This is a genomic window from Shewanella oneidensis MR-1 (genome assembly GCF_000146165.2).
GTDB classification, from domain to species: domain Bacteria; phylum Pseudomonadota; class Gammaproteobacteria; order Enterobacterales; family Shewanellaceae; genus Shewanella; species Shewanella oneidensis.
This window is the reverse complement of sequence record NC_004347.2, coordinates 4423064-4447939: the sequence shown is the minus strand read 5'-3', so window position 1 is coordinate 4447939 and position 24876 is coordinate 4423064. Positions and strand designations below refer to the sequence as shown.

At 45.2% G+C, this 24876-nt stretch carries 22 protein-coding genes; 13 read left to right on the top strand and 9 right to left on the bottom strand.

The window, feature by feature from the left end:
• Positions 1 to 89 precede the first annotated feature (89 nt).
• The 6 genes from hsdR to SO_RS19765 all read left to right on the top strand — a co-directional run bounded on the left by hsdR (position 90) and on the right by SO_RS19765 (position 9513).
• Complete coding sequence (hsdR, locus tag SO_RS19790; protein WP_011073938.1) at positions 90 to 3656, top strand: type I restriction-modification system endonuclease; 3567 nt, start codon at positions 90 to 92, stop codon at positions 3654 to 3656.
• 304 nt (positions 3657 to 3960) lie between these two features.
• Complete coding sequence (fic, locus tag SO_RS19785; RefSeq protein ID WP_011073937.1) at positions 3961 to 5079, top strand: protein adenylyltransferase Fic; 1119 nt, start codon at positions 3961 to 3963, stop codon at positions 5077 to 5079.
• 127 nt (positions 5080 to 5206) lie between these two features.
• A complete protein-coding gene (locus SO_RS19780; RefSeq protein ID WP_011073936.1) occupies positions 5207 to 6820 on the top strand; it encodes a class I SAM-dependent DNA methyltransferase in 1614 nt (537 codons plus the stop codon).
• Positions 6817 to 8304: a restriction endonuclease subunit S gene (locus tag SO_RS19775; protein WP_011073935.1), complete on the top strand. Its 1488-nt coding sequence runs from the start codon at positions 6817 to 6819 to the stop codon at positions 8302 to 8304. The genes SO_RS19780 and SO_RS19775 overlap by 4 nt, the downstream gene beginning before the upstream one ends.
• 10 nt (positions 8305 to 8314) lie before the next feature.
• Complete coding sequence (locus SO_RS19770) at positions 8315 to 9019, top strand: DUF3800 domain-containing protein (protein WP_011073934.1); 705 nt, start codon at positions 8315 to 8317, stop codon at positions 9017 to 9019.
• Positions 9016 to 9513: a hypothetical protein gene (locus SO_RS19765; RefSeq protein ID WP_011073933.1), complete on the top strand. Its 498-nt coding sequence runs from the start codon at positions 9016 to 9018 to the stop codon at positions 9511 to 9513. The genes SO_RS19770 and SO_RS19765 overlap by 4 nt, the downstream gene beginning before the upstream one ends.
• A gap of 380 nt (positions 9514 to 9893) precedes the next feature.
• Here SO_RS19765 and SO_RS19760 read toward each other — a convergent pair whose 3' ends face one another.
• Both SO_RS19760 and SO_RS19755 read right to left on the bottom strand, forming a co-directional pair.
• The gene (locus SO_RS19760) at positions 9894 to 10544 is read right to left on the bottom strand and encodes an HGGxSTG domain-containing protein (protein ID WP_011073932.1); all 651 of its coding nucleotides are present in this window, start codon (positions 10542 to 10544) and stop codon (positions 9894 to 9896) included.
• Positions 10545 to 10755: 211 nt separating this feature from the next.
• The gene (locus SO_RS19755) at positions 10756 to 11475 is read right to left on the bottom strand and encodes a YagK/YfjJ domain-containing protein (RefSeq protein WP_274544344.1); all 720 of its coding nucleotides are present in this window, start codon (positions 11473 to 11475) and stop codon (positions 10756 to 10758) included.
• A 32-nt stretch (positions 11476 to 11507) separates the two neighbouring features.
• Here SO_RS19755 and SO_RS19750 point away from each other — a divergent pair, with 32 nt between their 5' ends.
• A complete protein-coding gene (locus SO_RS19750; protein WP_011070721.1) occupies positions 11508 to 12710 on the top strand; it encodes an IS256-like element ISSod4 family transposase in 1203 nt (400 codons plus the stop codon).
• A 32-nt stretch (positions 12711 to 12742) separates the two neighbouring features.
• Here SO_RS19750 and SO_RS19745 read toward each other — a convergent pair whose 3' ends face one another.
• The gene (locus SO_RS19745) at positions 12743 to 13624 is read right to left on the bottom strand and encodes a tyrosine-type recombinase/integrase (protein ID WP_238560514.1); all 882 of its coding nucleotides are present in this window, start codon (positions 13622 to 13624) and stop codon (positions 12743 to 12745) included.
• A gap of 182 nt (positions 13625 to 13806) precedes the next feature.
• Positions 13807 to 14670: a YicC/YloC family endoribonuclease gene (locus SO_RS19740; RefSeq protein WP_011073931.1), complete on the bottom strand. Its 864-nt coding sequence runs from the start codon at positions 14668 to 14670 to the stop codon at positions 13807 to 13809.
• 209 nt (positions 14671 to 14879) lie between these two features.
• Here SO_RS19740 and rph point away from each other — a divergent pair, with 209 nt between their 5' ends.
• A complete protein-coding gene (rph, locus tag SO_RS19735) occupies positions 14880 to 15593 on the top strand; it encodes a ribonuclease PH (protein WP_011073930.1) in 714 nt (237 codons plus the stop codon).
• Between the two features lie 173 nt (positions 15594 to 15766).
• Entirely contained in the window at positions 15767 to 16414 is a 648-nt protein-coding gene (gene pyrE / locus SO_RS19730; RefSeq protein WP_011073929.1) for an orotate phosphoribosyltransferase, read from the top strand.
• 88 nt (positions 16415 to 16502) lie between these two features.
• Here pyrE and folE read toward each other — a convergent pair whose 3' ends face one another.
• The 5 genes from folE to coaBC form a co-directional block, all read right to left on the bottom strand.
• Positions 16503 to 17153: a GTP cyclohydrolase I FolE gene (folE, locus tag SO_RS19725; protein ID WP_011073928.1), complete on the bottom strand. Its 651-nt coding sequence runs from the start codon at positions 17151 to 17153 to the stop codon at positions 16503 to 16505.
• 267 nt (positions 17154 to 17420) lie between these two features.
• Complete coding sequence (locus SO_RS19720) at positions 17421 to 19409, bottom strand: S9 family peptidase (protein ID WP_011073927.1); 1989 nt, start codon at positions 19407 to 19409, stop codon at positions 17421 to 17423.
• Between the two features lie 134 nt (positions 19410 to 19543).
• Entirely contained in the window at positions 19544 to 20137 is a 594-nt protein-coding gene (gene slmA / locus SO_RS19715; RefSeq protein ID WP_011073926.1) for a nucleoid occlusion factor SlmA, read from the bottom strand.
• Positions 20138 to 20168: 31 nt separating this feature from the next.
• Entirely contained in the window at positions 20169 to 20627 is a 459-nt protein-coding gene (dut, locus tag SO_RS19710) for a dUTP diphosphatase (protein WP_011073925.1), read from the bottom strand.
• The gene (gene coaBC, locus SO_RS19705) at positions 20628 to 21857 is read right to left on the bottom strand and encodes a bifunctional phosphopantothenoylcysteine decarboxylase/phosphopantothenate--cysteine ligase CoaBC (protein WP_011073924.1); all 1230 of its coding nucleotides are present in this window, start codon (positions 21855 to 21857) and stop codon (positions 20628 to 20630) included.
• A 119-nt stretch (positions 21858 to 21976) separates the two neighbouring features.
• Between coaBC and radC the strand changes: the two genes are divergently transcribed.
• The 4 genes from radC to argA all read left to right on the top strand — a co-directional run bounded on the left by radC (position 21977) and on the right by argA (position 24834).
• On the top strand, positions 21977 to 22654 hold the full coding sequence (gene radC, locus SO_RS19700) for a RadC family protein (RefSeq protein WP_011073923.1): 678 nt from the start codon (positions 21977 to 21979) through the stop codon (positions 22652 to 22654).
• 121 nt (positions 22655 to 22775) lie between these two features.
• Positions 22776 to 23012 carry a 50S ribosomal protein L28 gene (rpmB, locus tag SO_RS19695; RefSeq protein ID WP_006079870.1) on the top strand — a complete coding sequence of 79 codons (237 nt, stop codon included), beginning with the start codon at positions 22776 to 22778 and terminating at the stop codon, positions 23010 to 23012.
• A 6-nt stretch (positions 23013 to 23018) separates the two neighbouring features.
• Positions 23019 to 23192, top strand: coding sequence for a 50S ribosomal protein L33 (rpmG, locus tag SO_RS19690; RefSeq protein ID WP_006079871.1), 174 nt, complete (start codon positions 23019 to 23021; stop codon positions 23190 to 23192).
• 322 nt (positions 23193 to 23514) lie between these two features.
• Positions 23515 to 24834: an amino-acid N-acetyltransferase gene (argA, locus tag SO_RS19685; RefSeq protein ID WP_164925787.1), complete on the top strand. Its 1320-nt coding sequence runs from the start codon at positions 23515 to 23517 to the stop codon at positions 24832 to 24834.
• Positions 24835 to 24876: the final 42 nt, after the last annotated feature.

The following is a 24876-nucleotide window of genomic DNA, read 5'->3' as shown; positions in this document are numbered from 1 at the left end:
ACTTTTGACGTCAGTTAATTTGAGGGGGGATTACCAACTGTTTGTAAAAGATATGATTATATTGAAAATAATCGCGCTACGAGGGAATGATGGCATTAGACACACAAGGCCAGAGTACTGAAAAGGACTCTGCTAACTTTAGTTTTCTCAAACCATACGACCCTATTTTTATCGATTTGGCCTGCAGTGCTGAACGTGCGTTTACCAGCGATCCCAACACTACCTTAATTAAGCTGCGCCAGTTAGGTGAAGCGATGGCGCAAGATATTGCGGCTCGGTGCGGCATAGAGTTTGATGACAAAACGACTCAAGCAGATTTACTCTTCAAAATTAATCGTGAGTTAACCTTAGAGCCTGTGGTCCGCCAGTTATTTCATGCCTTAAGGATTGAAGGCAATAAAGCCACTCACCAATTTCGAACCCAACATAAAGAAGCATTAGAAGGCTTAAAGCTTGCTCGTAGCCTAGCGATTTGGTTCCATCATACCTTTGGCGATCAAAAGACCGCATTTAAAGCCGGCCCGTTTGTCCCACCTGAAGATCCCAGTAAGCAACTGCAAGAGTTACAAACTCAAATTGAATTATTGCGTAGTGAACTTAACGATAACCACCAGCAATTAGCCGATAATCAGCAATTAACAACATTACTGGCCCGTGAAAAAGAAGAGTACGCGGTATTAGCTGAGCAAATGGATGCAGAGGCGCGAGCGTTGTCAAAGTTGGCCGCGCAGCATGAGCAAGCTCTCGTAGCGCAAAAGCATCAATTCGAATTACGCATTAAAGCGCTACAAGCAGAATTAGTACAGCTTGCTCAAGTCGATAACCAAGCGGCGACCAAAAATAAGAAACAACTCAGTCAGCAAGCGAGCAAAGCGGGTAATCACATTGAGTTAAACGAAGAGTTAACGCGGGTGTTGATTGATCAACAACTGATAGAAGCTGGCTGGATTGCCGATTCCCAAAGATTAGATTTTCGTAAAGGCACTCGGCCAGAAAAAGGTAAAAACCTTGCAATAGCCGAGTGGATAACATGGCATAAAGGTAAAAAAGGTCGAGCCGACTATGTGTTGTTTTGCGGCTTAATCCCCGTTGCTGTGGTAGAAGCAAAAAAAGAAAACACCCACGTTGCCGGTAAAATATCCCAAGCCGAGCGTTACTCCAAAGGCTATAAACTGATAGCGCCTCAACAAGGTGCATGGGAAATTGAAGGCCGCACAGTAGCATGGGCCGATGACGCAGACGGCCATTACCATATCCCTTTTGTTTATTCCTGTAATGGCCGCGAGTTTAATAAGCAACTGGCAGAGTTATCAGGCACTTGGTTTCGCGATACCCGTAAACCCAGTAACACCAAGCGGGCGCTGCAACAGTTTCACTCGCCTGATGGCCTGCTTGATAAATTAAAGCGCAGCCGCGAAGCCGCCGAGCAAACACTTCAACAAGAAGGCTTTGATTACCTCGGTCTGCGCGATTACCAGCAAAAAGCTATCGCAGCTGTAGAGTCGGCTTTAGCGCAAGATAACACTCAGTGTCTGCTGGCAATGGCCACAGGTACAGGCAAAACCCGCACTATTATTGGTTTGATGTATCGATTTTTAAAGGCCGAGCGTTTTAGGCGTATCTTGTTCCTCGTTGATAGAACCGCATTGGGTGAGCAAGCGTGCGACTCCTTTGACGAAGCCAAGCTTGAGCAAAACAAAGTGCTGTCGTCTATCTACAATATTGCCGAGCTTGGCGATATGAAAAGTGAAGCTGAAACTCGCATTCAAGTCGCGACAGTACAGGCCATGGTCAAACGGATTTTTATGTCGGATAACCCGCCCCCGCTGGACGAGTTTGACTGCATTATTGTCGATGAAGCGCACAGAGGTTATGCCCTAGATCAGCAAATGACCGAAGGTGAACTTGCCACTCGCGATGCCAGCCAATATCTGTCCAGTTATCGGCGGGTACTCGATTACTTTGATGCGGTGCGTATCGGCTTAACCGCAACGCCTGCCAAGCATACAAGTGAGATTTTCGGTAAACCGGTTTACACCTACAGCTATCGCGAAGCGGTTGCCGGCGATTGGCTTATCGACCATGAGCCACCGATCCGCTATGAAACCCTGTTAAACAAACACGGCATTAAGTTTGAAAAAGGCGAAACCGTCACCTCCATCAACACCCAAACCGGTGAAATTGAAACGGCCGATTTAGAAGACGAATTAAAGTTCGATGTTGAATCCTTTAATAAAAGAGTGATTACTGAGTCGTTTAATGAAGTCATCTGCCAAGAATTAATCAAAGAGTTAGACCCTTTTGGCGATGAGAAAACCATGATTTTTTGTGCAACCGATGTGCATGCAGACATGGTAAAACGCTTATTAGATAAAGCCTTTCTTGATATGTATGGCGATGACTACAATCAAGCGGCAGTGGCTAAAATTACCGGTCAAAGTGATAAAGTCAGCCAGTTGATACGCCAATATAAAAACGAGCGTTATCCTAATATCGCCATTACTGTTGACCTATTATCAACCGGTATCGATGTGCCTAAGATTTGTCATTTAGTGTTTTTACGTCGAGTCAAATCACGCATTCTGTACGAACAAATGATGGGCCGTGCCACTCGCCGCTGTGACGACATAGGTAAAACGGCTTTTAAGATTTATGATCCGGTTGATATTTACAGCGCGCTTGAAGCTGTTAACACTATGAAGCCGATAGTGAAAGATCCCAACATTACCCTTGAGCAGCTGGTGGACGAGTTAACTGACGATACCTTTTTAGAACGCGCACTTAATACCCCTGGTGAACAAGTCGGTGCAGGTGCAGATAGTCACACCAATAGCCATGCCCACGACGTGCTTAATCAACTTGGGCAGAAAGTGATGCGGGTGATGCGAAAAGCGACTAAAAAAGCCGAGAATAAGCCAGAGCTTAAAGCCAAGCTCGAGCAACTTGAAGAGTTATGGGGCGTAGCACCAGCGAAACTCCACCAGCATCTACATCAAATTGGCCCCAGAGAGGCGGCACAATTTTTTAAGCAGCACCAAAGTTTGATTAATCAGTTAGCCGAAGTCCGTTATCTGGTGGGTAGCGACAGTATGCCGCTCATCTATGAAGGGCGTGATGAGTTCATAGAGCGTCAGCAAAATTATGGTATACACGAAAAGCCCGCTGATTATCTTGAAAGCTTCAGTCACTTCATTAAGCAAAACATTAACCAATCAGCAGCCTTGTCCGTTGTGGTAAATCGACCTAAAGATCTCACCCGAGCTCAGCTAAAAGAGGTCAAATTACTGCTTGATGAGGCAGGCTATAGCGAAGCCCACCTGCAAAGTGCGTGGCGTAAAAACACCAACCAAGATATCGCCGCGAGTATTATCGGTTATATTCGCCAAGCCGCATTGGATGAAGCCTTAATCCCCTTTGCCCAGCGGGTGAATAACGCCATGCAACGCATTTACAGCGAACATGATTGGAACCCAAATCAGCGTAAGTGGCTAGACCGTCTAGCAAAACAATTGGTGCATGAGGCTGTGATTGATAAAGCCTTTGTGAATAATCGTTTTGCTAGTGACGGTGGTGCCAAACGCTTTAACAGTGTACTCAATGACCAACTCGATACCATTTTAGACGAGCTCAATGCCTACCTGTGGCAAGTGGGTTAGTGGGCAAGTAGGCTATCGAGCAGTGTTAAGACTGTTGTCGTCTGCACGTGTATAGATAGTCGTATTATCTATACACGTGCACTGAATTTGTATAGATATTGGTACTTTCTATACATGTCACTGAACACAAAATGGCAGCCCTAACGCTCCCTTGATGTTGATGCTATCGACATGAGTCTCAAAAACAACCCAAACATGTCGATTAAACTAAGTTTTGTAAACATGTTTTCTTTACATGTCGATTGAATCGACATAAGCTCACCTCAATCTCTATTTATGTCGATAAAAGAAGGTTTTTTTAAACATGGAATGGCAAGCTGAACAAGCATACAACCATTTACCGCCACTACCGCTAGACAGCAAACTAGCTGAGTTGGCCGAAACCTTACCTATACTCAAAGCCTGTATTCCAGCCCGCGCCGCCCTTGCAGAGCTAAAACAAGCGGGTGAGCTGCTACCTAATCAGGGTCTGCTCATCAACTTACTGCCACTGCTCGAAGCCCAAGGCAGTAGCGAGATTGAAAATATCGTTACCACCACCGACAAGCTGTTTCAGTATGCTCAAGAAGACAGTCAAGCCGACCCCATGACCAAAGAAGCGCTGCGTTATCGCACTGCGCTTTATCAAGGCTTTACTCAGTTAAGCAATCGCCCCCTGTGTGTCACTACCGCATTAGAAATTTGCAGCACTATTAAGTCCGTGCAGATGGACGTGCGTAAAGTGCCTGGTACTAGCTTAACGAATCAGGCCACAGGTGAGGTTATTTATACGCCACCAGCAGGCGAGAGTGTCATTCGTGACTTACTCAGTAACTGGGAAGCCTTTTTGCATAATCAAGATGATGTTGATCCACTGATCAAAATGGCTATGGCCCACTACCAGTTTGAAGCCATCCATCCTTTTATCGATGGTAATGGTCGTACGGGTCGTGTGCTCAATATTCTCTACCTTATCGACCAACAACTGCTTAGCGCACCTATCTTGTATCTGAGCCGCTATATCGTCGCGCATAAGCAAGACTATTACCGTTTATTGCTTAACGTGACGACTCAGCAAGAGTGGCAACCGTGGATCATCTTTATCCTTAACGCTGTCGAGCAAACGGCTAAATGGACCACCCATAAAATTGCCGCTGCGCGCGAACTCATCGCCCATACCACAGAATATGTACGTCAGCAGCTACCCAAAATTTACAGCCATGAGTTGGTACAAGTGATTTTTGAGCAACCTTATTGCCGTATTCAAAACCTTGTCGAAAGTGGCTTAGCCAAACGTCAAACCGCTTCCGTTTACTTAAAGCAGTTATGCGACATAGGCGTGCTTGAAGAGGTGCAATCGGGTAAAGAGAAGCTGTTTGTCCACCCTAAATTTGTCACTTTGATGACCAAAGACAGTAACCAGTTCAGCCGTTATGCGCTTTGAACAGGGCAATTAAAACAGAGTCATTAAACGATAGGCCATGACAGCCAATAAGCTTGAACCTATCTATAAACCAAATACCTAAGCCTAATGCATCAATCATTAGCCAAATTACAAAATTGAGAATCCAATGAGCATAACAAGCAGCAACAGCGATATCGTCCAAAAACTGTGGAACCTGTGTGATGTCCTGCGCGACGACGGCATTAACTATTCCGATTACGTTACCGAACTGGTGCTATTACTGTTTATCAAAATGGTGCACGAAAATACCGAGGCAGGTTTACTCAATAAACACACCTTGCCAACCGGCTGCCGCTGGACCGACTTAAACGATAAAGATGGCCTCAACCTACTCGATGATTACAAACGCATTTTACTCACCCTATCGACGGGCAAAGACAGCGAAGGCAATACCCTACACGCCGATCCGCTGATTTTAGCCATTTATGCCGATGCCCAAACCCGCCTGCGTGAGCCACGCCATTTAAAGCAGCTGATAAAATCACTGGATTCGATTGACTGGTTCAGCGCCCAAAAAGACGGTTTAGGTGACTTATACGAAGGCTTGTTAGAAAAAAACGCCAACGAGACCAAATCCGGCGCGGGCCAATACTTTACCCCGCGTGCCTTGATTGACTCTATGGTGCGGGTCATTAACCCACAAGCGGGCGAAGTGATTCAAGATCCCGCCGCGGGTACTGCTGGCTTTTTAATTGCCGCCCATGAATTTATCAAAAATGCCGACAATTACGATGATCTCACCTTAAAAGAAATTGAACACCTGCGGAACAAGGCGTTCATTGGCGTTGAGCTAGTGCCATCAACCCGCCGTTTAGCATTGATGAACTGTTTACTCCATGGCATGGAAGGTGACGATGAAGGCGTAGTGCATTTAGGCAATTCTTTGGGTCAAGTCGGCATGAGTTTACCCAAGGCTGATATTATCTTGGCTAACCCGCCTTTTGGCACCAGTAAGGGCGGCGATGCGTCCATCACCCGTGACGACTTAACCTATCCCACCAGTAACAAACAGCTGGCGTTTTTACAGCACATCTACCGCAACCTAAAGCCTGGTGGCCGCGCCGCCGTGGTATTGCCCGATAACGTCTTGTTTGAGGCGGGCGTCGGTACTGACGTGCGCCGCGACTTAATGTACAAGTGCAACCTTCATACGATTTTACGTCTGCCGACAGGTATCTTCTACGCCGCTGGCGTGAAGACTAATGTGCTCTTCTTCACTAAGGGATCAGAGGCCGACAAACTACAAGAAGAAAACTGCACCACCAATACCTGGGTGTATGACTTGCGTACCAACATGCCAAACTTTGGTAAACGCACCCCCTTTGGTGAGCAACACTTAACCCCGTTTGAAGCTGTTTATGACCCGTCTAGTCATTCCCGCGAAGGCGGGAATCCAGATCTTTCAGCAAGGAAAGAAGGTGAATGGTCGTTTAATGCGGAAGCCGTCGAAATCGAAACGACCGAAGTCAATCAAGGCATAGATGAACGCCTAGCCAAAAGCCGCTGGCGCGTATTCAGTCGTGAATTTATCCGTGATACTAAGGGTGACTCGCTAGATATCTCATGGCTAAAAGATAGCAACAGCGTCGATGCTGCGGATTTAGGTACACCAGAAGAGTTGGCGGGTGAAGCAATGACAGAGCTTAAAGGTGCATTGGCCGATCTTGAAGCTTTAATGAAATCACTAGGTGCTGAGTTAAAAACTGAGGTGAAGGGATGAACCAAGTGATTCCAGAGGGCTGGTTTTCAGCTGTATTAGGCAATGCTGTAGATGTAAAAAGTGGTGTTGGTTTTCCGAAGAAATATCAAGGTAAAAATAGTGGTGATTATCCCGTATATAAAGTGGGCGATGTTTCTATTGCTGTGACATCTAAGTATGGGGGACTATCTGAAGCTGGTCATTACGTTAGCCAATCAGAAGCCGAAGAATTGAAAGGTGTTATTTTTAGAGAAGGCACTACTCTTTTTGCAAAAATCGGTGAAGCAGTAAAACTAAATAGACGGGCGTTTGTGGAACGTAACGGTTTGGCTGATAACAACGTTATGGCAGTTGTACCTAATTATACTGAGATGGATCGTTTTATTTATTATTTTATGCGAACAGTTAATTTATCAGACGTGTCTCGCTCAACAACTGTTCCGTCAGTACGAAAAGGTGATATTGAAGAGCTAGTTATATCGTACCCCCCTCTAGCCGAACAAAAGGTCATTGCCGACAAGCTGGATGAACTGCTGGGACAGGTTGAAAGTACCAAAGCCCGCCTCGATGCCATTCCCGCCATCTTAAAATCATTCCGCCAATCCGTCCTAGCCGCCGCAGTCAGTGGCAAATTGACGGAAAAATGGAGAGATCGAAACAATAGCGAAATGGTTCATGGAGGAGAGCTTTACTCACTAGCTAAAAAGCATCACCTAAAGTTTTACGGAAAAAAGTACAAAGCACCTGAACCTCTTGATTTAAGAATGCTTGAAACTTTACCTCAAGGTTGGGTATATGGTGTTGTATCACATTTGGTAGAGCCTGGTTCTGAAATTATGTATGGGATAGTTCAACCGGGTCCCAAATTAGATGAAGGAATACCATACGTTAGAGGAACTGATATACAAAATGGTCAAATATTAGTTCATCAATTAATGAAAACTAGTCCGGAAATAGCGAAAAAATATGAAAGGGCTACATTATCAGGGAATGATATTTTGCTTGGCATCATTCGTGCTACGAAAGTTGCTATTGTTCCAGATGAACTTAAGGGAGCTAATATAACGCAAGGTACGGCTCGTTTGAGAGTCTTTGAGGGCGTTCTGACCTATAAATATCTGGCTATTTATTTAGAGTCACCCAAAGTGCAATCATGGTTGCACTCAAATTACCGAGGCATTGATATGCCTGGTTTGAATCTAAAAGATGTTAGAAGGCTACCTATAGCATTGCCATCAAAAGAAGAACAAACAGAAATCGTCCGCCGTGTCGAAGACTTATTCGTTTTCGCCGACAAAGTCGAAGCCCAGGTCAATGCCGCGCAATTACGGGTCAATAACCTCACTCAGTCGATACTCGCTAAAGCCTTCAGAGGTGAACTCACCGCCGAGTGGCGCACTGCTAACCCTGAACTGATTTCCGGTAAAAACAGCGCCGAGGCGCTGCTGGAAAAAATCAAAGTCGAGCGTGTAGTAGCCAAGTCAACTAAAAAGAAGTGGGAGTAGGGTCAGACAGATGAGTGAAATCTATAACGTATATTGTGATGAATCCTGTCATTTAGAACATGATGGCCAACAAGCGATGGTGCTAGGTGGTGTTTGGTGCCCAGAAAGTAAGAGACAGGAAATAAGCCAACGAATTAGAGAGATCAAGGTCAAACACGGCTTAGGGAAAGACTTTGAGATTAAATGGACGAAGGTGAGTAAGTCTAAGCTGGATTTTTACATGGACATCATTGACTATTTTTTTGATGATGACGATTTTCACTTTAGAGGTTTGATTGTACCGGATAAAACCAAGTTAAATCATGATGCTTGGGAACAAACGCATGATGAATGGTATTACAAGATGTATTTCAACATGCTTAAGGTAATATTTGACCCTCAAGCGAAGTATCGGGTGTATCTGGATATCAAAGATACGCTTGGAGCGGATAAGATTAAAAAACTCCATGATGTGCTTTGTAATAACTCATACGACTATTCACGACAGGTGATCGAACGAGTGCAACAAGTACATTCACATGAATCAGAGCAGTTGCAGGTGGCGGATCTGCTAATCGGTGCCTTGTCTTACCTGCATCGTGGATTAGATACCAATGTTGCTAAACTCAAGTTAATAGAAAGAATAAAACAAAGAAGCCGATATCGACTAACATGCAACACCTTATTGCGTGAGGCTAAATTTAATTTGCTGATTTGGAATGGGGGAGCACTATGACCGCAGAAACCCAGGCTGATTGGCTGCCAGATTTAGTTTGCTTGCAAGATTACAATGGTAATTGGCAACGATACTTTGATGAAATATACCGACTATTTTGCGTCGATTTTGTTGATGGTAAACCAATATTTCGAGGCCAACGTTTAGGTTTAAAGCGTTATCCGGAATATAATGGTAAGTCTGCAACATTCTGGCACATGATTAGTGAAGGGAGCTTAGAAGCAGAAAGGGAACCAGATCTTAGGCGTTGCGAGCGGATCACTTGGCCACGGCCACATATCGAAAATGATAGCGCTTCTACAGTAAAGATTTGGGCTGAAAAACGAGGTTCAGATAAACGCATCCATATTTGGCATGAGCAAGCTGAGTATTTGGTCGTTCTTAATAAACGAAAAGATTACTTATTGCCTTGGACGGCTTATACGGTGGAAAGAACGCACGAAAAAATCAAGTTGAATAAGCGTTGGGAGAGAAACAAGTTAGAAGAAATTTAGGTAAGCTAGCCTCGCCCGTTGCCGGGCGGAGCCGTAACTCCTTCTACGCTAACACCGTTAGGATGGTAGATGAGATAGCGCAAGTGTAGCGGTATTCGGGGCTCTTTAGCAAGTTTAATTTCCCTGCCAAGTTAACGAAAACCTCGATGGACTCACCGGGATTTAGACACTGGCCAGGTACTCTCAATCCACTTAGCCTTAGTGTTGATGGACCTTATTGTTTTTTTCAGACTCATATAGACCTCTTAATTTATTGACCATACTGTCTCAAAATTAGGTGCCCGATGGAATTTGACCAGCACAAAGCTGTTGGTCCAGATCAAGTCAGGCATTGGCACCGTAAAAATGGGTGCCAACTTGCCCTAGATTGAGCGACTAAATTATATCTGATGGGCAGCTTTGGATTTCTTTAGCTGCCTTTTTAGTGCTTTGTGTATGGGGTCAGTAGGTATGCGGCCAACGTAACCAAACCCTTTTTTGCGTTCGGTTTTAGAAAACACCCTCATTTCATGTGTTAGTTCTGCATTAGAGCCGCTTAATCGATTGAAATAAGGGGTTGGGAAGACTGCTGAGTAGATGTGAAATTTAAGGTGCTCAGCCGCCGTATCCTTATAATAATGATCCAGCGCGGACTGGATAATGAGCAGCGCCTCAGAACCATCAAATTCAGCAATGTAATATTTTGTGGTTTCTAATTCAAATCTGTATTGACTGACTATCTCTGTGATCTCATCTAATCCACGAGCCTGGAGTTTAGTTAGCTCAATTAAACGTAGGTAAGCACTTAAGGCGTTTGCTATATATGCCTGTTTTATTTCAAGATTGAACCGTTTATTAAAATGCCACATGAAGGGATTAAGTAATGCGTTAACTCGTACCGCCAACTTTCCTTCCTTAGTTTTTGCACCTGTAGAGCGCCCACCATGCAATTTGCAGCGCCCATTAGTTTTGTTGCCATAACGCTGACATTGGTTGCCACTTCGGGTCTTTGCTCCGCAGCGCGGAAGCGTTTCTAAATTAAATCTACTCATTAATATTTTTCTCTTTGGATCAACAAAAGTGGATCTACAACTGCTGGATCTGCTTCGGTTCATGGGCTTTGTTTTGCATTTCAAACAAATACGCGCTGGGATAACATCCTCAAATACCTCTGACAGCTGTGAGCTGTTGGTTTTTGTGCGTTTTAGTTTGTTTTAAGCAAATCTGCTGGTGGATCATCTTCCGTAAATGGATCATGAACTTTTATCGGTTCATAGGGTGCTGAAGCTGTGATCCACTCAAAAGCTGATCCACTATGTGATGTAAACTTGATGTTCTCGAGCTAATGGATTCTTTGAGTTGCTGGGCATGGCTTAGCTCGTTAAACCAAGCAAATGTTGTCCACCTTCTGTTATTGATAGCCTTTACTGTGCTATCAGTGTTTTCTCGTTTCTTCTTTCGCTGATTCATTTCAAAGGTGATCAAAGGGTTAACCAAGAGAATGTCTTTGGTATCATCAAATGTTGCTGATGGCTTGACCTTATTGCTGAGAAACGTGCGCGCTTTGATATTGAGCTCCTTTGTAAATGCTTTCGCAAAGTAACTAAGGCGGTAAATGGCATTCTTGAGTGATGGCTTATTTCCACGGCGCATAATGTTGAAAGGGCTATCAACTAGTGAAGCCGTTCCACCAGCACGATCCCACTGTGATTTAAGCTGATTTAACAGCTTGTGTGGATAATGGATCTTGTGTCCGCTAAGCATGAGTGCAACATGATAGTGTTGCGTTTCTGAATGATGTCGCTCTCTGGCACAAAGGTATTGCACTTTGCATTTGTATTGCTTTGATAGCTTTTCGACTTGCAGATCAAGAAACTGAGAAATTTGATTATTATCAGCAGAAAACTGGTGTGGATGTAGATCAATTCTGACAACCATCACTTTGCTGTAGTGACTTAGGTAGTGTTCATAATTCTGTGTCATTTCAGTAAAATATTCAAAAACAGGAATGACACATGACCCAACCTTTTAACTTCGAACAAGCCCTTAAAGATCTGCAGTCAGGTAAAAGCCTCACAGGTAAAGACAGCATTCTTGGCCCACTGATCAAGCAACTCACTGAAGCGGCTCTCCAGGCTGAGCTTGAGCAGCATTTAGCGCATGATCCTCAGCCTAATCGTAAAAATGGCAAAACCCCTAAGACCATTAAGCATCCGTCCGGTAACTTTGAGTTAGACGCGCCTAGAGACCGCAATGGCACCTTTGAGCCTCAGTTGATTAAGAAAAATCAAACTACACTAACCGATGAAATCGAACGTAAAGTGTTGTCGATGTTCAGTATAGGTATGAGCTATCGCGATATTAATCAACATGTTGAAGATATGTATGGGCTCAATGTGTCTAACGCAACAGTAAGCGCCATCACCGACAAACTCATCCCCGAACTTAAAGCGTGGCAACAGCGCCCATTAGATAGCCATTATCCTATCGTTTGGCTTGATGCGATACATTATAAAGTCAAAGAGGATGGGCGTTACGTCAGTAAAGCCGTTTACACATTGTTAGCGCTTAATATGAAAGGAAAAAAGGAAATTTTAGGGCTTCACTTATCCGAAAATGAAGGCGCTAATTACTGGCTATCCGTACTGGCCGATCTTAATAATCGTGGTGTAAAAGATATTCTTATCGCCTGTGTTGACGGCTTGACCGGTTTCCCTGAGGCCATAGCCAGTATCTTCCCTCATACGGAAACACAGCTATGCGTTATCCACCAGATCCGCAACTCAATGAAGTATGTCGCCTCAAAAAATCAGAAAGCGTTTATGGCTGATTTAAAGCCTGTGTATCGAGCCGTGAGTAAAGAAGCCGCAGAGATGGCCTTGGACGAACTGGAGGCCAAATGGGGCGATGCTTATCCGTTGGTAATCAACTCTTGGCGTCGCAAATGGCATAATTTGTCCCATTATTTTAAGTACCCAGAACATATCAGGAAAGTGATTTACACGACCAATGCGGTTGAGGCTGTGCATCGCCAATTTAGAAAGCTCACCAAAACCAAAGGTGCATTTCCTAATGAAAATAGCTTGTTGAAGCTACTTTACGCAGGCATATTAAACGCCTCAGATAAATGGACTATGCCAATCCACAATTGGAGCCTTTGTTTATCTCAGTTAGCGATTTATTTTGAAGGACGTTTAGATAGCGTGCTAGAAATTTAAAAATTAGCCTGACACAGAATTTTGAACGCCCTCTACTCTGAACCACAACCCCTGATCTTCAGCTCTTCGAACCATGATACAACCGTATCTGGAAGTGGGATTGATATTGCTACTGAGCTTTTTGTCCTTGGTTGTGGTAATTTCCAGATCTTTAAATTTAGGTTGACCTCACGCCAAGTGAGTTTGAAAAGCTCACCTTTTCGAATTCCCAATGAAACTAATAAAGCTGCTGCTAAGTAATTATCTCTCCCAAAACTGCTTATATTTTTTCTGGCTACATCAAAAAAAAATTCTAGTTCTTTAACAGACAGAGCTCTTTCCCGACTTTTTTCAGCCCCGCCAGCATCAGCAGGTTTAAAGTGGCTCGCTGGATTGCCATCTTTTAAGCCAAGCTTACAAGCATGAGCAAAAAGCTTTTTGCAATGAAGTAGGGTGTCGTTAGCGATACAGGGACGATTACTATGAGCGACCTTTTGAATTATGTTTCTGATATCAAGGGGCGTTACATCTTTAATTTGCAAGCGACCAATATATGGTTTGACTTCTTTTGTATAGATTCTTAGTGGGATCTCGCTGTGTTTAAGCTGTTTTTTGGCATCTACAAACCAGTCATCGAATAGATCATCAACAGTATGAATTTTTTCTTCACTGAGTTTTGCTCTTTCAGCTAAAGGATCAGATCCTTTAATAATAGACTGTCTAGCAATTGCGGCGGCAGCTCTAGCATCAGCAAGTGACATGTGAGGATACTGGCCTCCCTCTAAAGTCATAAAACGCCTTTTGCCATTGACTGAATATCTTATTTCCCAGCTGGCTATGCCTGCCGTCTGTACTCTAATGTAAAGTCCATCACTAACAGCCTTTCTACCTACCTCTTTACTGCGAATAAATGCCTTTATTTGCTTATCATTCATTGTTTTAGGCTCTAAATGGTTACTAAGTTAACTTTAAGTGGTTACTAGCTTGGTTTAGTAACCACTCTAGTAACCACTTTTGACATAACAATAGCAAACAATCACGAACCTGTAAAAACATTAAACCCAGCAAGTGCTGGGTTTGATTGGTTATTTATAACCTGTTAGAACAAGTTGAAACCTTATTCCACATTCTGGATCTGCTCTCTCATCTGCTCGATAAGAACTTTAAGATCAACCGCGGCGGCTGTGATTTCGGTGCTGATGGATTTAGAGGCTAGGGTGTTCGATTCGCGGTTAAATTCTTGCATCATAAAATCTAAACGACGACCTTCACTGCCGCCTTTTTTGAGGATGCGACGGGCTTCGTTAACGTGGGCTTCGAGTCTGTCCATTTCTTCGGCGACATCTTGTTTTTGGGCTAAAAGAATCATTTCTTGCTCGATGCGAGCAGGATCGAGCTCACCCTTAATTTCAGCGAGGCGGTTGGTGAGTTTATCACGCTGATATTCCATGACTTTAGGCATATGCTCACGCACGATGGCGATTTGCTCGCTGACGCCATCTAAACGACTTAGCAGCATGTCTTTGATGGCTGCGCCCTCACGGCCACGGGCTTCGATAAATTGGTCGATAGCTAAGTCAAATGCGGTCATTAAATCGGCGCCAATTGCGTCCATATCTTGCTCAGCACTCGAGAGTACACCTGGCCAGCGCAAAATATCGGTGAGGTTGACTTCGCCTTGTCCGGCTTCTTGTTTGAGCCAACTGGCAGCGTCGAGCAGCTGTTTGGCTAACCCTTGATTTAATTTAAGTTCGTTATTGCTATTGTCGGCTAACTCGTAGCGTAAGTTCACCTCAACTTTACCGCGGCTTAAGCGGTTGCGTAGGCGATCGCGCAGCACTGGCTCAAAACTGCGAAATTGTTCGGGTAGGCGAAGGTAAGTTTCGAGATAACGCTGGTTAACTGAGCGAATTTCCCAAGAGGCAGTGCCCCATTGTGCTTTGTGCTCAATGCGAGCGTAGGCTGTCATGCTTTGGATCATGGGTTGTCCTAATGGTTTAATCGTCATAATGAGAGGCGATTATAGAGTCAATGGCTGTAGGATTAAAGGCATACCACCAATAGCGAGCGGGATTAGGTGTTTGTGTGACGAGTTTGCTAGAGAATCACCCTAAGCATGGCATCCTAAGGCACAAAACCCTATAATATGCAGCCAAAATCGGTCAATGACTCAGAATACAGGAATCTCGCATGCGTCCAAGTAACAGAACGCCAGCACAAACACGTCCCATCACTATCACTCGCCAATTTACGGCCCATGCCGAAGGTTCTGTGTTAGTGGAGTTTGGCGAAACCAAAGTGCTTTGCACCGCCAGTTTTACTGAAGGTGTGCCACGTTTCCTTAAAGGTCAGGGTCAAGGCTGGGTGACGGCGGAATACGGCATGTTGCCACGCTCAACCCATAGCCGTATGGACCGTGAAGCCGCTCGTGGTAAACAATCTGGTCGTACGCAAGAAATTCAACGCCTTATCGGTCGTGCGTTGCGTGCCTGTGTCGATATGAAAGCGCTGGGTGAAAACACCATTGTCATCGATTGTGATGTGATCCAAGCCGATGGCGGTACCCGTACTGCGTCAATCACCGGTGCCTGTGTTGCCTTAGTGGATGCGCTGAACTGGGCCCGTGGTAAAGGCATTATTAAATCTAACCCGCTTAAGTTCTTAATTGCAGCGGTCAGCGTGGGTATCTACAACGGTGAAGCGATAAGCGATTTAGAGTATGTGGAAGACAGCGCTGCCGAAACCGATATGAACGTGGTAATGACAGAAACCGGTAAGATTATCGAAATTCAAGGCACTGCCGAAGGTGAGCCGTTTACTCACGAAGAGTTGATTGAGCTACTCGGTTTAGCGAAGAACAGTATTCGCGAAATCGTTGATGTACAGAAAGCCGCTTTAAACTAATGTGTACTGATAAAAAGCCCCGTCATTGATAAAGTGCGGGGCTTTTTATTAGCTGTCGCTTTTTGTGTATAGCAACACGCCCTAGCGTGAACCAACTCTGTACCGATTTAAATGTTATAAAAATAAAATTTCCTAATAAAAACTAGTTACATACAAAGTCGTAAGGAGAGATTGTGAAAGCCTATCAACGTGAGTTTATTGAATTTGCCCTTGAGCGTCAGGTGTTGCGATTCGGCGAGTTTACCCTTAAATCGGGCCGTATCAGTCCTTATTTCTTTAATGCAGGCCTATTCAATACTGGCCGAGATTTAGCGCGTTTAGGGCGTTTTTACGCCGCTGCGTTAGTGGATTCAGGTATTGATTACGATCTGCTATTTGGCCCTGCCTACAAAGGTATCCCGATTGCGACGACTACCGCAGTGGCACTCTGCGAACATCACAATATTGATATTCCTTACTGCTTTAACCGCAAAGAAAAAAAAGATCACGGTGAGGGTGGCAGCTTAGTGGGGAGCGAGCTTAAAGGTCGGGTGATGTTGGTGGATGATGTGATCACTGCCGGTACGGCGATCCGTGAGTCGATGGAAATCATTGAAGCCCATCAAGCGCAGCTCGCTGGCGTATTAATTGCGCTGGATAGACAAGAAAAGGGCAAGGGCGAATTGTCGGCGATTCAAGAGGTTGAGCGTGATTTTGGCTGCGGTATTGTGGCGATTATCAAACTGGCCGATCTGATCAGCTATCTGTCTGAAAAGCCGAGAATGGAAGCGCAGTTGGCGGCGGTGAGCCAGTATCGTGAGCAATATGGTATCGAGGCCTAAGCAAGACTTAACTTTGTTATAAACACCTAAAACAAAAACGCTGCGATCCTGTCGCAGCGTTTTTTTATGCCTCGCACAAGGCAGGATATTACTTTGACTGATGCAAAAACTCTGCGCGGGTCGCTGGGTTGGATTTAAAAATGCCACCTAAGGCCGTGGTAGTGGTGGAGCTGGTGGAATCCATCACGCCGCGGGATTTTACGCAGTAATGTACCGCATCCATTTTAACCGCAACATCTTTAGTCTCGAGTAAGGTCTGCAGCGCGACTAATACTTGCTGAGTCAAACGCTCTTGTACCTGAGGGCGTTGGGCAAAGAAACGTACAATGCGGTTAATCTTTGATAAACCGATAATTTTTTTACGTGGAAGATACGCGATGGTTGCCGTACCATCAATGGTGACAAGGTGATGCTCACAGGTACTGGTCAGGCTAATATCCTGCACTCGCACCATTTCATCAAAGCCCATTTTGTTATCAATCACAGTGATCTTCGGGAAGTTTGCATAATCTAGACCGGAGAAGATTTCGTCGACATACATTTTGGCGATGCGGCGTGGGGTATCGGCAAGACTGTCGTCAGAAAGATCCAGTGACATGAGCGTCAGGATTTCCTTCATATGGTGTTCAATCTTGTCCTTACGCTCTTCAGGAGTAAACACACTGGGGAGCATGGGGGTTTCAAGTCCGCGCTCTTGCAGGGCGGCCTGTACTTTTACTGCTGCTTCACTTAATGGCATTTTTATCCTCCACTACTTTTGTAGCGGCTATCACTGAAAACCTAGCACTGGTCGCTGAGTATCAGCAATCAGGCGCTAGGGTACAAATCGATTCGTTGTCACTTGGACAAGCATAAGGTGGGGCAGAATAGCGCGAATTGCGGACAATTCATACCAAAAAACGCGCACGCCGCAGATGAAAAAGCCGATAGTCTTTATCGATTATCGGCTTAGTTGGGTACTAAAATGCTTTTATCTTGATGAAGATAGCTTTTATTTTAGTTAAGGCTAAAGTTTTAAGTTGGTTTTTAAGAAGCTCAGCATCTGATCGTAATACTTGGCTCTATGAGTATCGTTATAAAAACCATGACCTTCGTTATCCATCACCAGTTTTTGGTAAGGGTAATTATGGTTTTTAAGGGCTTTTTCAAGCGATTCCAACTGTTCAATTGGCGCGCGCTCATCTTCACCACCGTGAACGAGTAAGAGGTTCGCTTTTAATTTGGCAACGTTCTCAGAGGGAGACATGGCTTTTAGGGTGGCTTTGTCTTGGCCAAGTACGTCCTTAAGATAGCTTGTTCCTGAACGTGTTCTGGCGACATCGCCTTCATCAAACATCAACTCAAGATCATACACACCTGCAAACCCAACCGCGCATTTAAACATATCGGGTGCTAATACCGCACTTTGCAAAGCGCTATAGCCGCCAAAGCTACCGCCCGCAATACAAATCCGTTCTTTATCGACAAAGCCTTGACCAATCACATACTGAGTCGCATCGATAATATCGTGCTGAATATCTGAGCCCCATTTTTGGTAACCTGCTTGCTCGAAACGCTCGCCATAACCGCCTGAGCCACGGAAGTTAACCTGCAACACCGCCATACCATTCTGGGCGAGTAATTGATTTTGTGGATCAAACCCCCACCAGTCACGAATACCATGGGGACCACCATGGGGATTAACGACCAGCGGTAAATTTTTGGCTTCTTTGCCGTAGGGTAAGGTTAAATAGCCATGGATTTTCTGACCATCGCGGTTGGTGAAACTAATAGGTTTAACCTCCGCCATTTGCTCTGGGTCGAGCCATTTGCGAGCGGCGGCGAGGTACTCGAGTTTGAGCTTTTTAGTATCAAATAAATAGTAATCACCGGGATTGCGGTCGTTAAATGCAATCACCACCAGTTGCTCGCCATTACGGGTTTCACTAACAATCTGTACTTGATGCCCAGGTAGGGCGGCAATTAAATCCTTAAGCAGTTTGGCGTGGTTATCGTTGTTATCGACAAAGGCATAGCTTGGATAGCCATTTTCAAACTCAACGGCATACAGCTGTTTGTTAGTGCCATTGATCCAAAAGTTACTCGGATCGACTACCTCATCTTGAATTATCTCGGTCTTCTCGCCCGTTTCGAGATTGATGCGATAGACGCCTAAGGTTTCAGTGCCCACGCGACCCGCAGCATAGATGGTATTTTTATTATCAGCGAAGGAGATAGGCGTAAAATCACTTAAGCCTAGGTTGAGTTTATCGGTATTCACCCAGTCGCCGTCTTTTCGGTAAAACACTTTAGTGACGTTTTGGCCATCTTCCCCAGTTACAAAGCGGACTTCACCTTCGTGGTCGGTCATAAAGCGAGCTTGGCCAATGGGGGAGCCTGTGATGCGTTTACGAACCCCGCTAAAAAGGTCAACTCGATACACATCTTGCTTTAATTCAAGATTGAGGCTGCTCTCGTTATTCCATGGAATGGCATTAACCAGCATATAGCGTTCATCATCCGGTAGAGGGTCCAGAATGAATGCTGTGGCCTTTATGGCGGTGTTTTTCTTGATATTTGAACCCGTTTGTTGCTCGCCACTATTAAAACCAAATAGGTAGGCAGGACGCGAACCGTCGGCGTTGACCGCCATTAATTCGCCGTAGTATTGGGGGACATCGCTCCAGCCCTTAAGGTATTCTTTTGCCAGCACGATGCGTTCGCTGCTGGCCCATTCATAGGTCCCCACTTGTGCATTGCTTGGGAAGCGAATCGCATTTAACAGTTTTTTGGTTTGAGCATCTAATACTAGGAGTACATTTTTACCTTCGACACTGGTAATTGCACTTAAGTATTTACCTGTTGGGGATATTTTTACGTTAGCGTATTCATCGCCTCGACTAAATAATTGTGATTGTGATAATGCATTCGTGGCCGATGTTTCAGCCGCAAATGTGGTGATAGGCATCATGGGTAAGCAAATGGCAGCCAAAACGGCAAAAGACAAAATCTTCATCTGACATCCTTGTAAAATTATTGTGGTTTTTGTTTTAAAAAGGTGTGTTTTAGACTAAAGCAAAAGAAATGCTGATACAAGATGTATGGATAAAAGAAAGGACGGAGAGTTCCGTCCTTTATGCTAATAAATCATTAGCTTTGCAACAGCTGATGCTGAATAAAGCGCCACTGTTCATCGAAGTGTTGTGTGGGTTTGAGTTTAAACTCACTGCGGACAAATTGAGCAATTCGTCCTTCTGCGAAAGCTAACAGTAAATTGGCTAAAATAGCCTCATCTAAATTAAAGCCTTTGCCTTCTCGCAGGGTCTTTTCTCGCAAAATTTGCTTAAGTTGGGTTTCTATTTTGGCAAATAACGTACTAATGCGGCTACGCAGACGCTCATTTTCGCCCAATAGCGCATCCCCATTGAGTACGCGCGAGATCCCCGGGTTACGCTCAGCAAAAATCAACAACAGTTGCAGCACTAATTGACAGCGTTTCATCGTATCTTTTTCATCATCCATGATGATGTTGATGCGTGAGAGTAATGACTCTTCAATAAACTCAATTAACCCTTCAAACATCCGCGCTTTACTCGGGAAGTGGCGATAGAGTGCCGCTTCCGATACACCCACTTCAGAGGCAAGTTTGGCGGTGGTAATACGTTGTCCGGGGCTGGTTTCTAGCATTTGTGCTAGGCATTGCAGTATATGTTCACGACGATTAATTTTTGGGCTTACAGCCATTGCAGTATCCTTCGCTCAATAACGATTCAGGTTATTTAGTGCCAGAATGGCCAAATCCACCTTCACCACGGTCTGAGCTGTCGAACTCATCAACGAGTTTGAATTGCGCTTGTACCACAGGGACAAACACCAGTTGTGCGAGACGATCACCAATTTCTAAGGTAAATGGGGTATCGCTTCTGTTCCAACAAGAGACCATCAAGGGGCCTTGGTAATCAGAATCGACAAGGCCGACTAGATTTCCAAGGACGATACCGTGCTTATGGCCAAGGCCTGAACGGGGCAAAATCAAGGCGGCAAGGCCGGGATCGGCTACATGGATGGCGATTCCGGTTGGGACTAACTGAGTTTCTCCTGGGGCTATCGTCATGGTGGTATCTATCATGGCGCGAAGATCCATGCCTGCGCTACCTGGTGTTGCGTAGGCGGGCAGGGGAAATTCGGAACCAATGCGGGAGTCGAGGATCTTTAATTCAATCGGTGTTTTCATCTATTTTGTTTTTTCTTTCACTATCAACGAAAGTAATTGCCGTGCCAACGTGAGTTTATCGGTAGCAGGCAAATCTTGACTACCCTGTGGCCAGAATACGCGCAGGGCATTGGCATCGGCGTTAAAGCCTTGGCCAGCAACGGATACATCGTTTGCGGCGATCATATTCAAATTTTTACGTTTAAGTTTATCGCGGGCGTAGGTTTCTACATCGTGGGTCTCTGCGGCAAATCCCACCACAAAAGGACGGTTTGCTAAGCTTGCGACCGTCGCTAAGATATCAGGATTCCTCACTAGCGCAAGTTGCATTTCTTCCGCTGACTTTTTGATCTTACAGGCGGCAATATCGTTGACGCGATAGTCGGCAACAGCGGCGCAACCGATAAAAATATCTTTTTTATCAACATTATCCATAACGGCATCGAGCATGTTTTGCGCCGATTCGACATCGATTCGCGTCACCCCTTCAGGCGTGGCTAAATTTACTGGTCCTGCGACCAAGGTCACAGCCGCGCCCATGTCGGCCGCTGCCTTCGCTAATGCAAAGCCCATTTTGCCAGAGCTGTGATTAGAGATATAACGTACAGGATCGATGGCTTCGCGGGTTGGGCCTGCAGTGATCAGCACCGACTGGCCTGCTAGCGGTTGTGATTCCTGTTCAGCATAGACATCTTTTGTTGCAAAAAAGCGACTCGCGAGTTCGGCAATTTCGAGTGGTTCGAGCATGCGGCCAGGGCCCACTTCACCGCAGGCTTGGCTGCCACTTGCTGGACCCCACAGGGTATAACCACGGCTTTGTAAACTGGCTAAATTGGCTTGAGTGGCGAGATTGCGATACATCTGCTGGTTCATCGCGGGACAGAGTGCAATTGGCGCTTCAGTGGCAAGACAAGTGGTAGTGATTAATTCATCTGCCATGCCTGCATTGATGCGGGCGAGCAGATTTGCCGTCGCGGGGGCGATAATGACTAAATCGGCCCAGCGCGCCAGTTCAATATGGCCCATCGCTGCTTCGGCGGCGGGATCGAGTAAGCTTGATGATACCGGATGCCCTGATAAGGCTTGCAGTGTGAGTGGGGTAATAAATTCCATCGCACTTTGGCTCATCACCACACGTACATCAAAGCCGCGTTCTTTTAAGCGGCGCACTAAATCCGCACTTTTGTAGGCCGCAATGCCGCCACCAATACCCAGTAGGACGTTTTTCGTTATCAGGCTCACAGACATCATCCGAGATTGAAATAATGTCGCCAACCATACCACAAAGCGATGAATTGGCGTGACTGTCCCAGTTCAAAAAATCTCGTCCATACTTGCTAAAGTAAAAATAGGAAATGACAGGAGGTCACATGGCGATTAAGGATTGGCCAGAGGGAGAAGGGCCGCGGGATAAGTTATTGCTAAAAGGCGCCAGCCATCTCTCGGATGCAGAATTGCTGGCGGTGTTGCTGCGTAATGGCCTGTCGGGACTGAACGCCGTAGACCTTGCTCGTTCACTTATTCAAGAATTTGGTGGCTTAAGAAGCTTACTTTGCGCACCAAAGCATCAGGTGTGTCGACTTCCGGGCGTGGGACCTGTAAAATACGCCCAGCTTCAAGCCGCGGCTGAATTAGCGCGACGTGTGGCACAAGAAAACCTGCAGAGAGGTCAGGTTTTGACAAATCCCGATTTAACTCGGGATTATTTAATGAGACAATTAGCTGACCGCTCCTATGAAGTGTTCGCAATTTTGCTGCTGGATAGCCAGCATAGAGTGATTCAGTTCGTCGAATTATTCCGCGGAACAATAGATTCAGCCTCAGTATACCCACGTGAAGTGGTAAGCTTAGTGCTGGAAAAAAAGGCTGCTGCCGTCATAGTGTGTCACAATCATCCGTCTGGTATTGCCGAGCCCAGTCAGGCTGACAGACGAATAACTGAGCGATTAAAAAATGCGTTGGCAACCATAGATGTATCCCTATTGGATCATATGGTTGTTGGTGATAGAGAGATAGTTTCCTTCGCGGAACGAGGCTGGATTAATTAATCTAACGCTTGATCTTACCTCTATGATCGTGTATAAAATGCGCCCTCTTTGTGCCTCGGGCGACGGCCATACGAGGTACATTAATGCTCGAGCGTTAAAATTGTTTTTGGAGAAGACTGACATGTCAAGAGTATGCCAAGTTACTGGCAAGAAGCCGATGGTTGGTAACAACCGTTCGCACGCAAAAAACGCGACCCGTCGTCGTTTTTTACCTAACCTACAAAACCACCGTTTTTGGTTAGAAGAAGAAAAACGTTTCGTACAGTTACGTGTATCTACTAAAGGTATCCGTCTGATCGATAAGAAAGGTATTGAAGTTGTTGTTGCTGAACTTCGTGCCCGTGGCGAGAAGGTGTAATAGATCATGGCTAAAGCTAAAGGTAATCGTGAGAAGATCAAATTAGTTTCTACAGCTAAAACTGGTCACTTCTACACAACTGAAAAAAACAAGCGTAACATGCCAGAAAAAATGGAAATCAAAAAATTTGATCCAGTTATTCGTCAGCACGTTATCTACAAAGAAGCAAAAATCAAGTAATCCTTGGTTAGTGTTTCGAGAAAAGCCCCTTATCTAAGGGGCTTTTTTTTGGTCTTTTTCCGCCTTTAGTCATCAAGTTGAGATAAATCTATCCGACACTGAATCAGCATTGCTTAATTGCCCACAGTTAAAAAAATGTGAATTTTTATCAAAAGTGCAATTTTTTGAAAATATAAGCACTTTATTGTATTAAAACTGCATTTTAATGAGAATAAATTCTTTATTGGTGAATTAAAATGCAATACTATACGCGGGTTTTCGTTATTCACTCCTGGTAAGCCATTGTGGGGTTGCCAGCTTCAATATGAGGTGTAAACAACGCGTGCGTACCACTGAACTGGTTGATGGATTTCGTCATTCCGCCCCTTACGTCAATGCCCATAGAGGGAAAACCTTTGTGGTGATGCTGGGTGGAGAAGCTTTGGCACAAAATCAATTTCGCGGCATTCTGAATGACGTGGCGTTGTTGCACAGTTTAGGCATTAAAGTGGTGTTGGTGTATGGTGCGAGGCCGCAAATCGATGCAGCGTTAGCCGCTAATGGGATTGAACCCGCCTACCATGATGGTGTACGTATCACCGATGAAGACTCGCTAAAAGTGATTAAGCAAGTGGCGGGTGCATTGCAGTTTGATATTACGGCGCGTTTATCCATGAGCTTAAGCAATACGCCCATGCAAGGCGCACAAATCAACTTAGTCAGCGGTAACTTTGTCATTGCCCAGCCCTTAGGGGTCGATAATGGCGTGGATTTTTGTTTAAGCGGCAAGGTGCGCCGGATTGATGCGCAGGGGCTTAAGCGTCAGCTCGATAATCACTGTATCGTATTGATGGGGCCGATTGCGGCATCCGTTACTGGTGAAAGTTTTAATCTTACCGCTGAAGAAATTGCTACTCAGGTAGCGATAAAACTTAAAGCAGACAAGATGATTGGTTTTAGTTCGCAAAATGGCATTCTCGATCGCAATGGAGATGTGATTGCCGAGTTAATGCCAAATGATGCGCAAAAGATTCTTAATAAGCTCGCAGAGCAGGGTTCAGCCTGTATTGGCACTATGGCCTTCCTCAAGGCCAGTATTGATGCTTGCCGCAATGGCGTGCCCCGCTGCCATTTGGTTAGCTATCTCGACGACGGCGCTTTGCTGCAGGAACTGTTTTCCCGCGAGGGGATTGGTACGCAGATCGTGACCGAGAGTGCTGAACGTTTACGCCGTGCATCGATTAGCGATATTGGCGGTATTCTCAATCTGATCCGTCCGTTAGAGGAGCAGGGCATTTTGGTGCGCCGTAGTCGTGAGCAGCTCGAGATCGAAATTGAGCAGTTTATGCTGATTGAGCGTGATGGCTTAGTGATTGGCTGTGCGGCTTTGTATCCGTTCGAAGAAGATAATGCCGGGGAGTTTGCTTGCCTTGTGGTGCATCCAGATTATCGCGATGCCGACAGGGGGAGCTTGCTGCTGAAGAATATTATTGGTCAGGCCCGCAGCCGTGGTTATTCACGGTTGTTTGCATTAACAACCCGCAGCATTCACTGGTTTTTAGAGCATGGCTTTGTGATTGAAGATGTGGATGCATTGCCGCAGAAGAAAAAGCAGCTGTATAACTATCAGCGCCGCTCCAAAATTCTCGCCCTTGATCTATAAGCTTAAAGTGCAACTTTATTAATGCCAGCCGAGTGCTGGCAT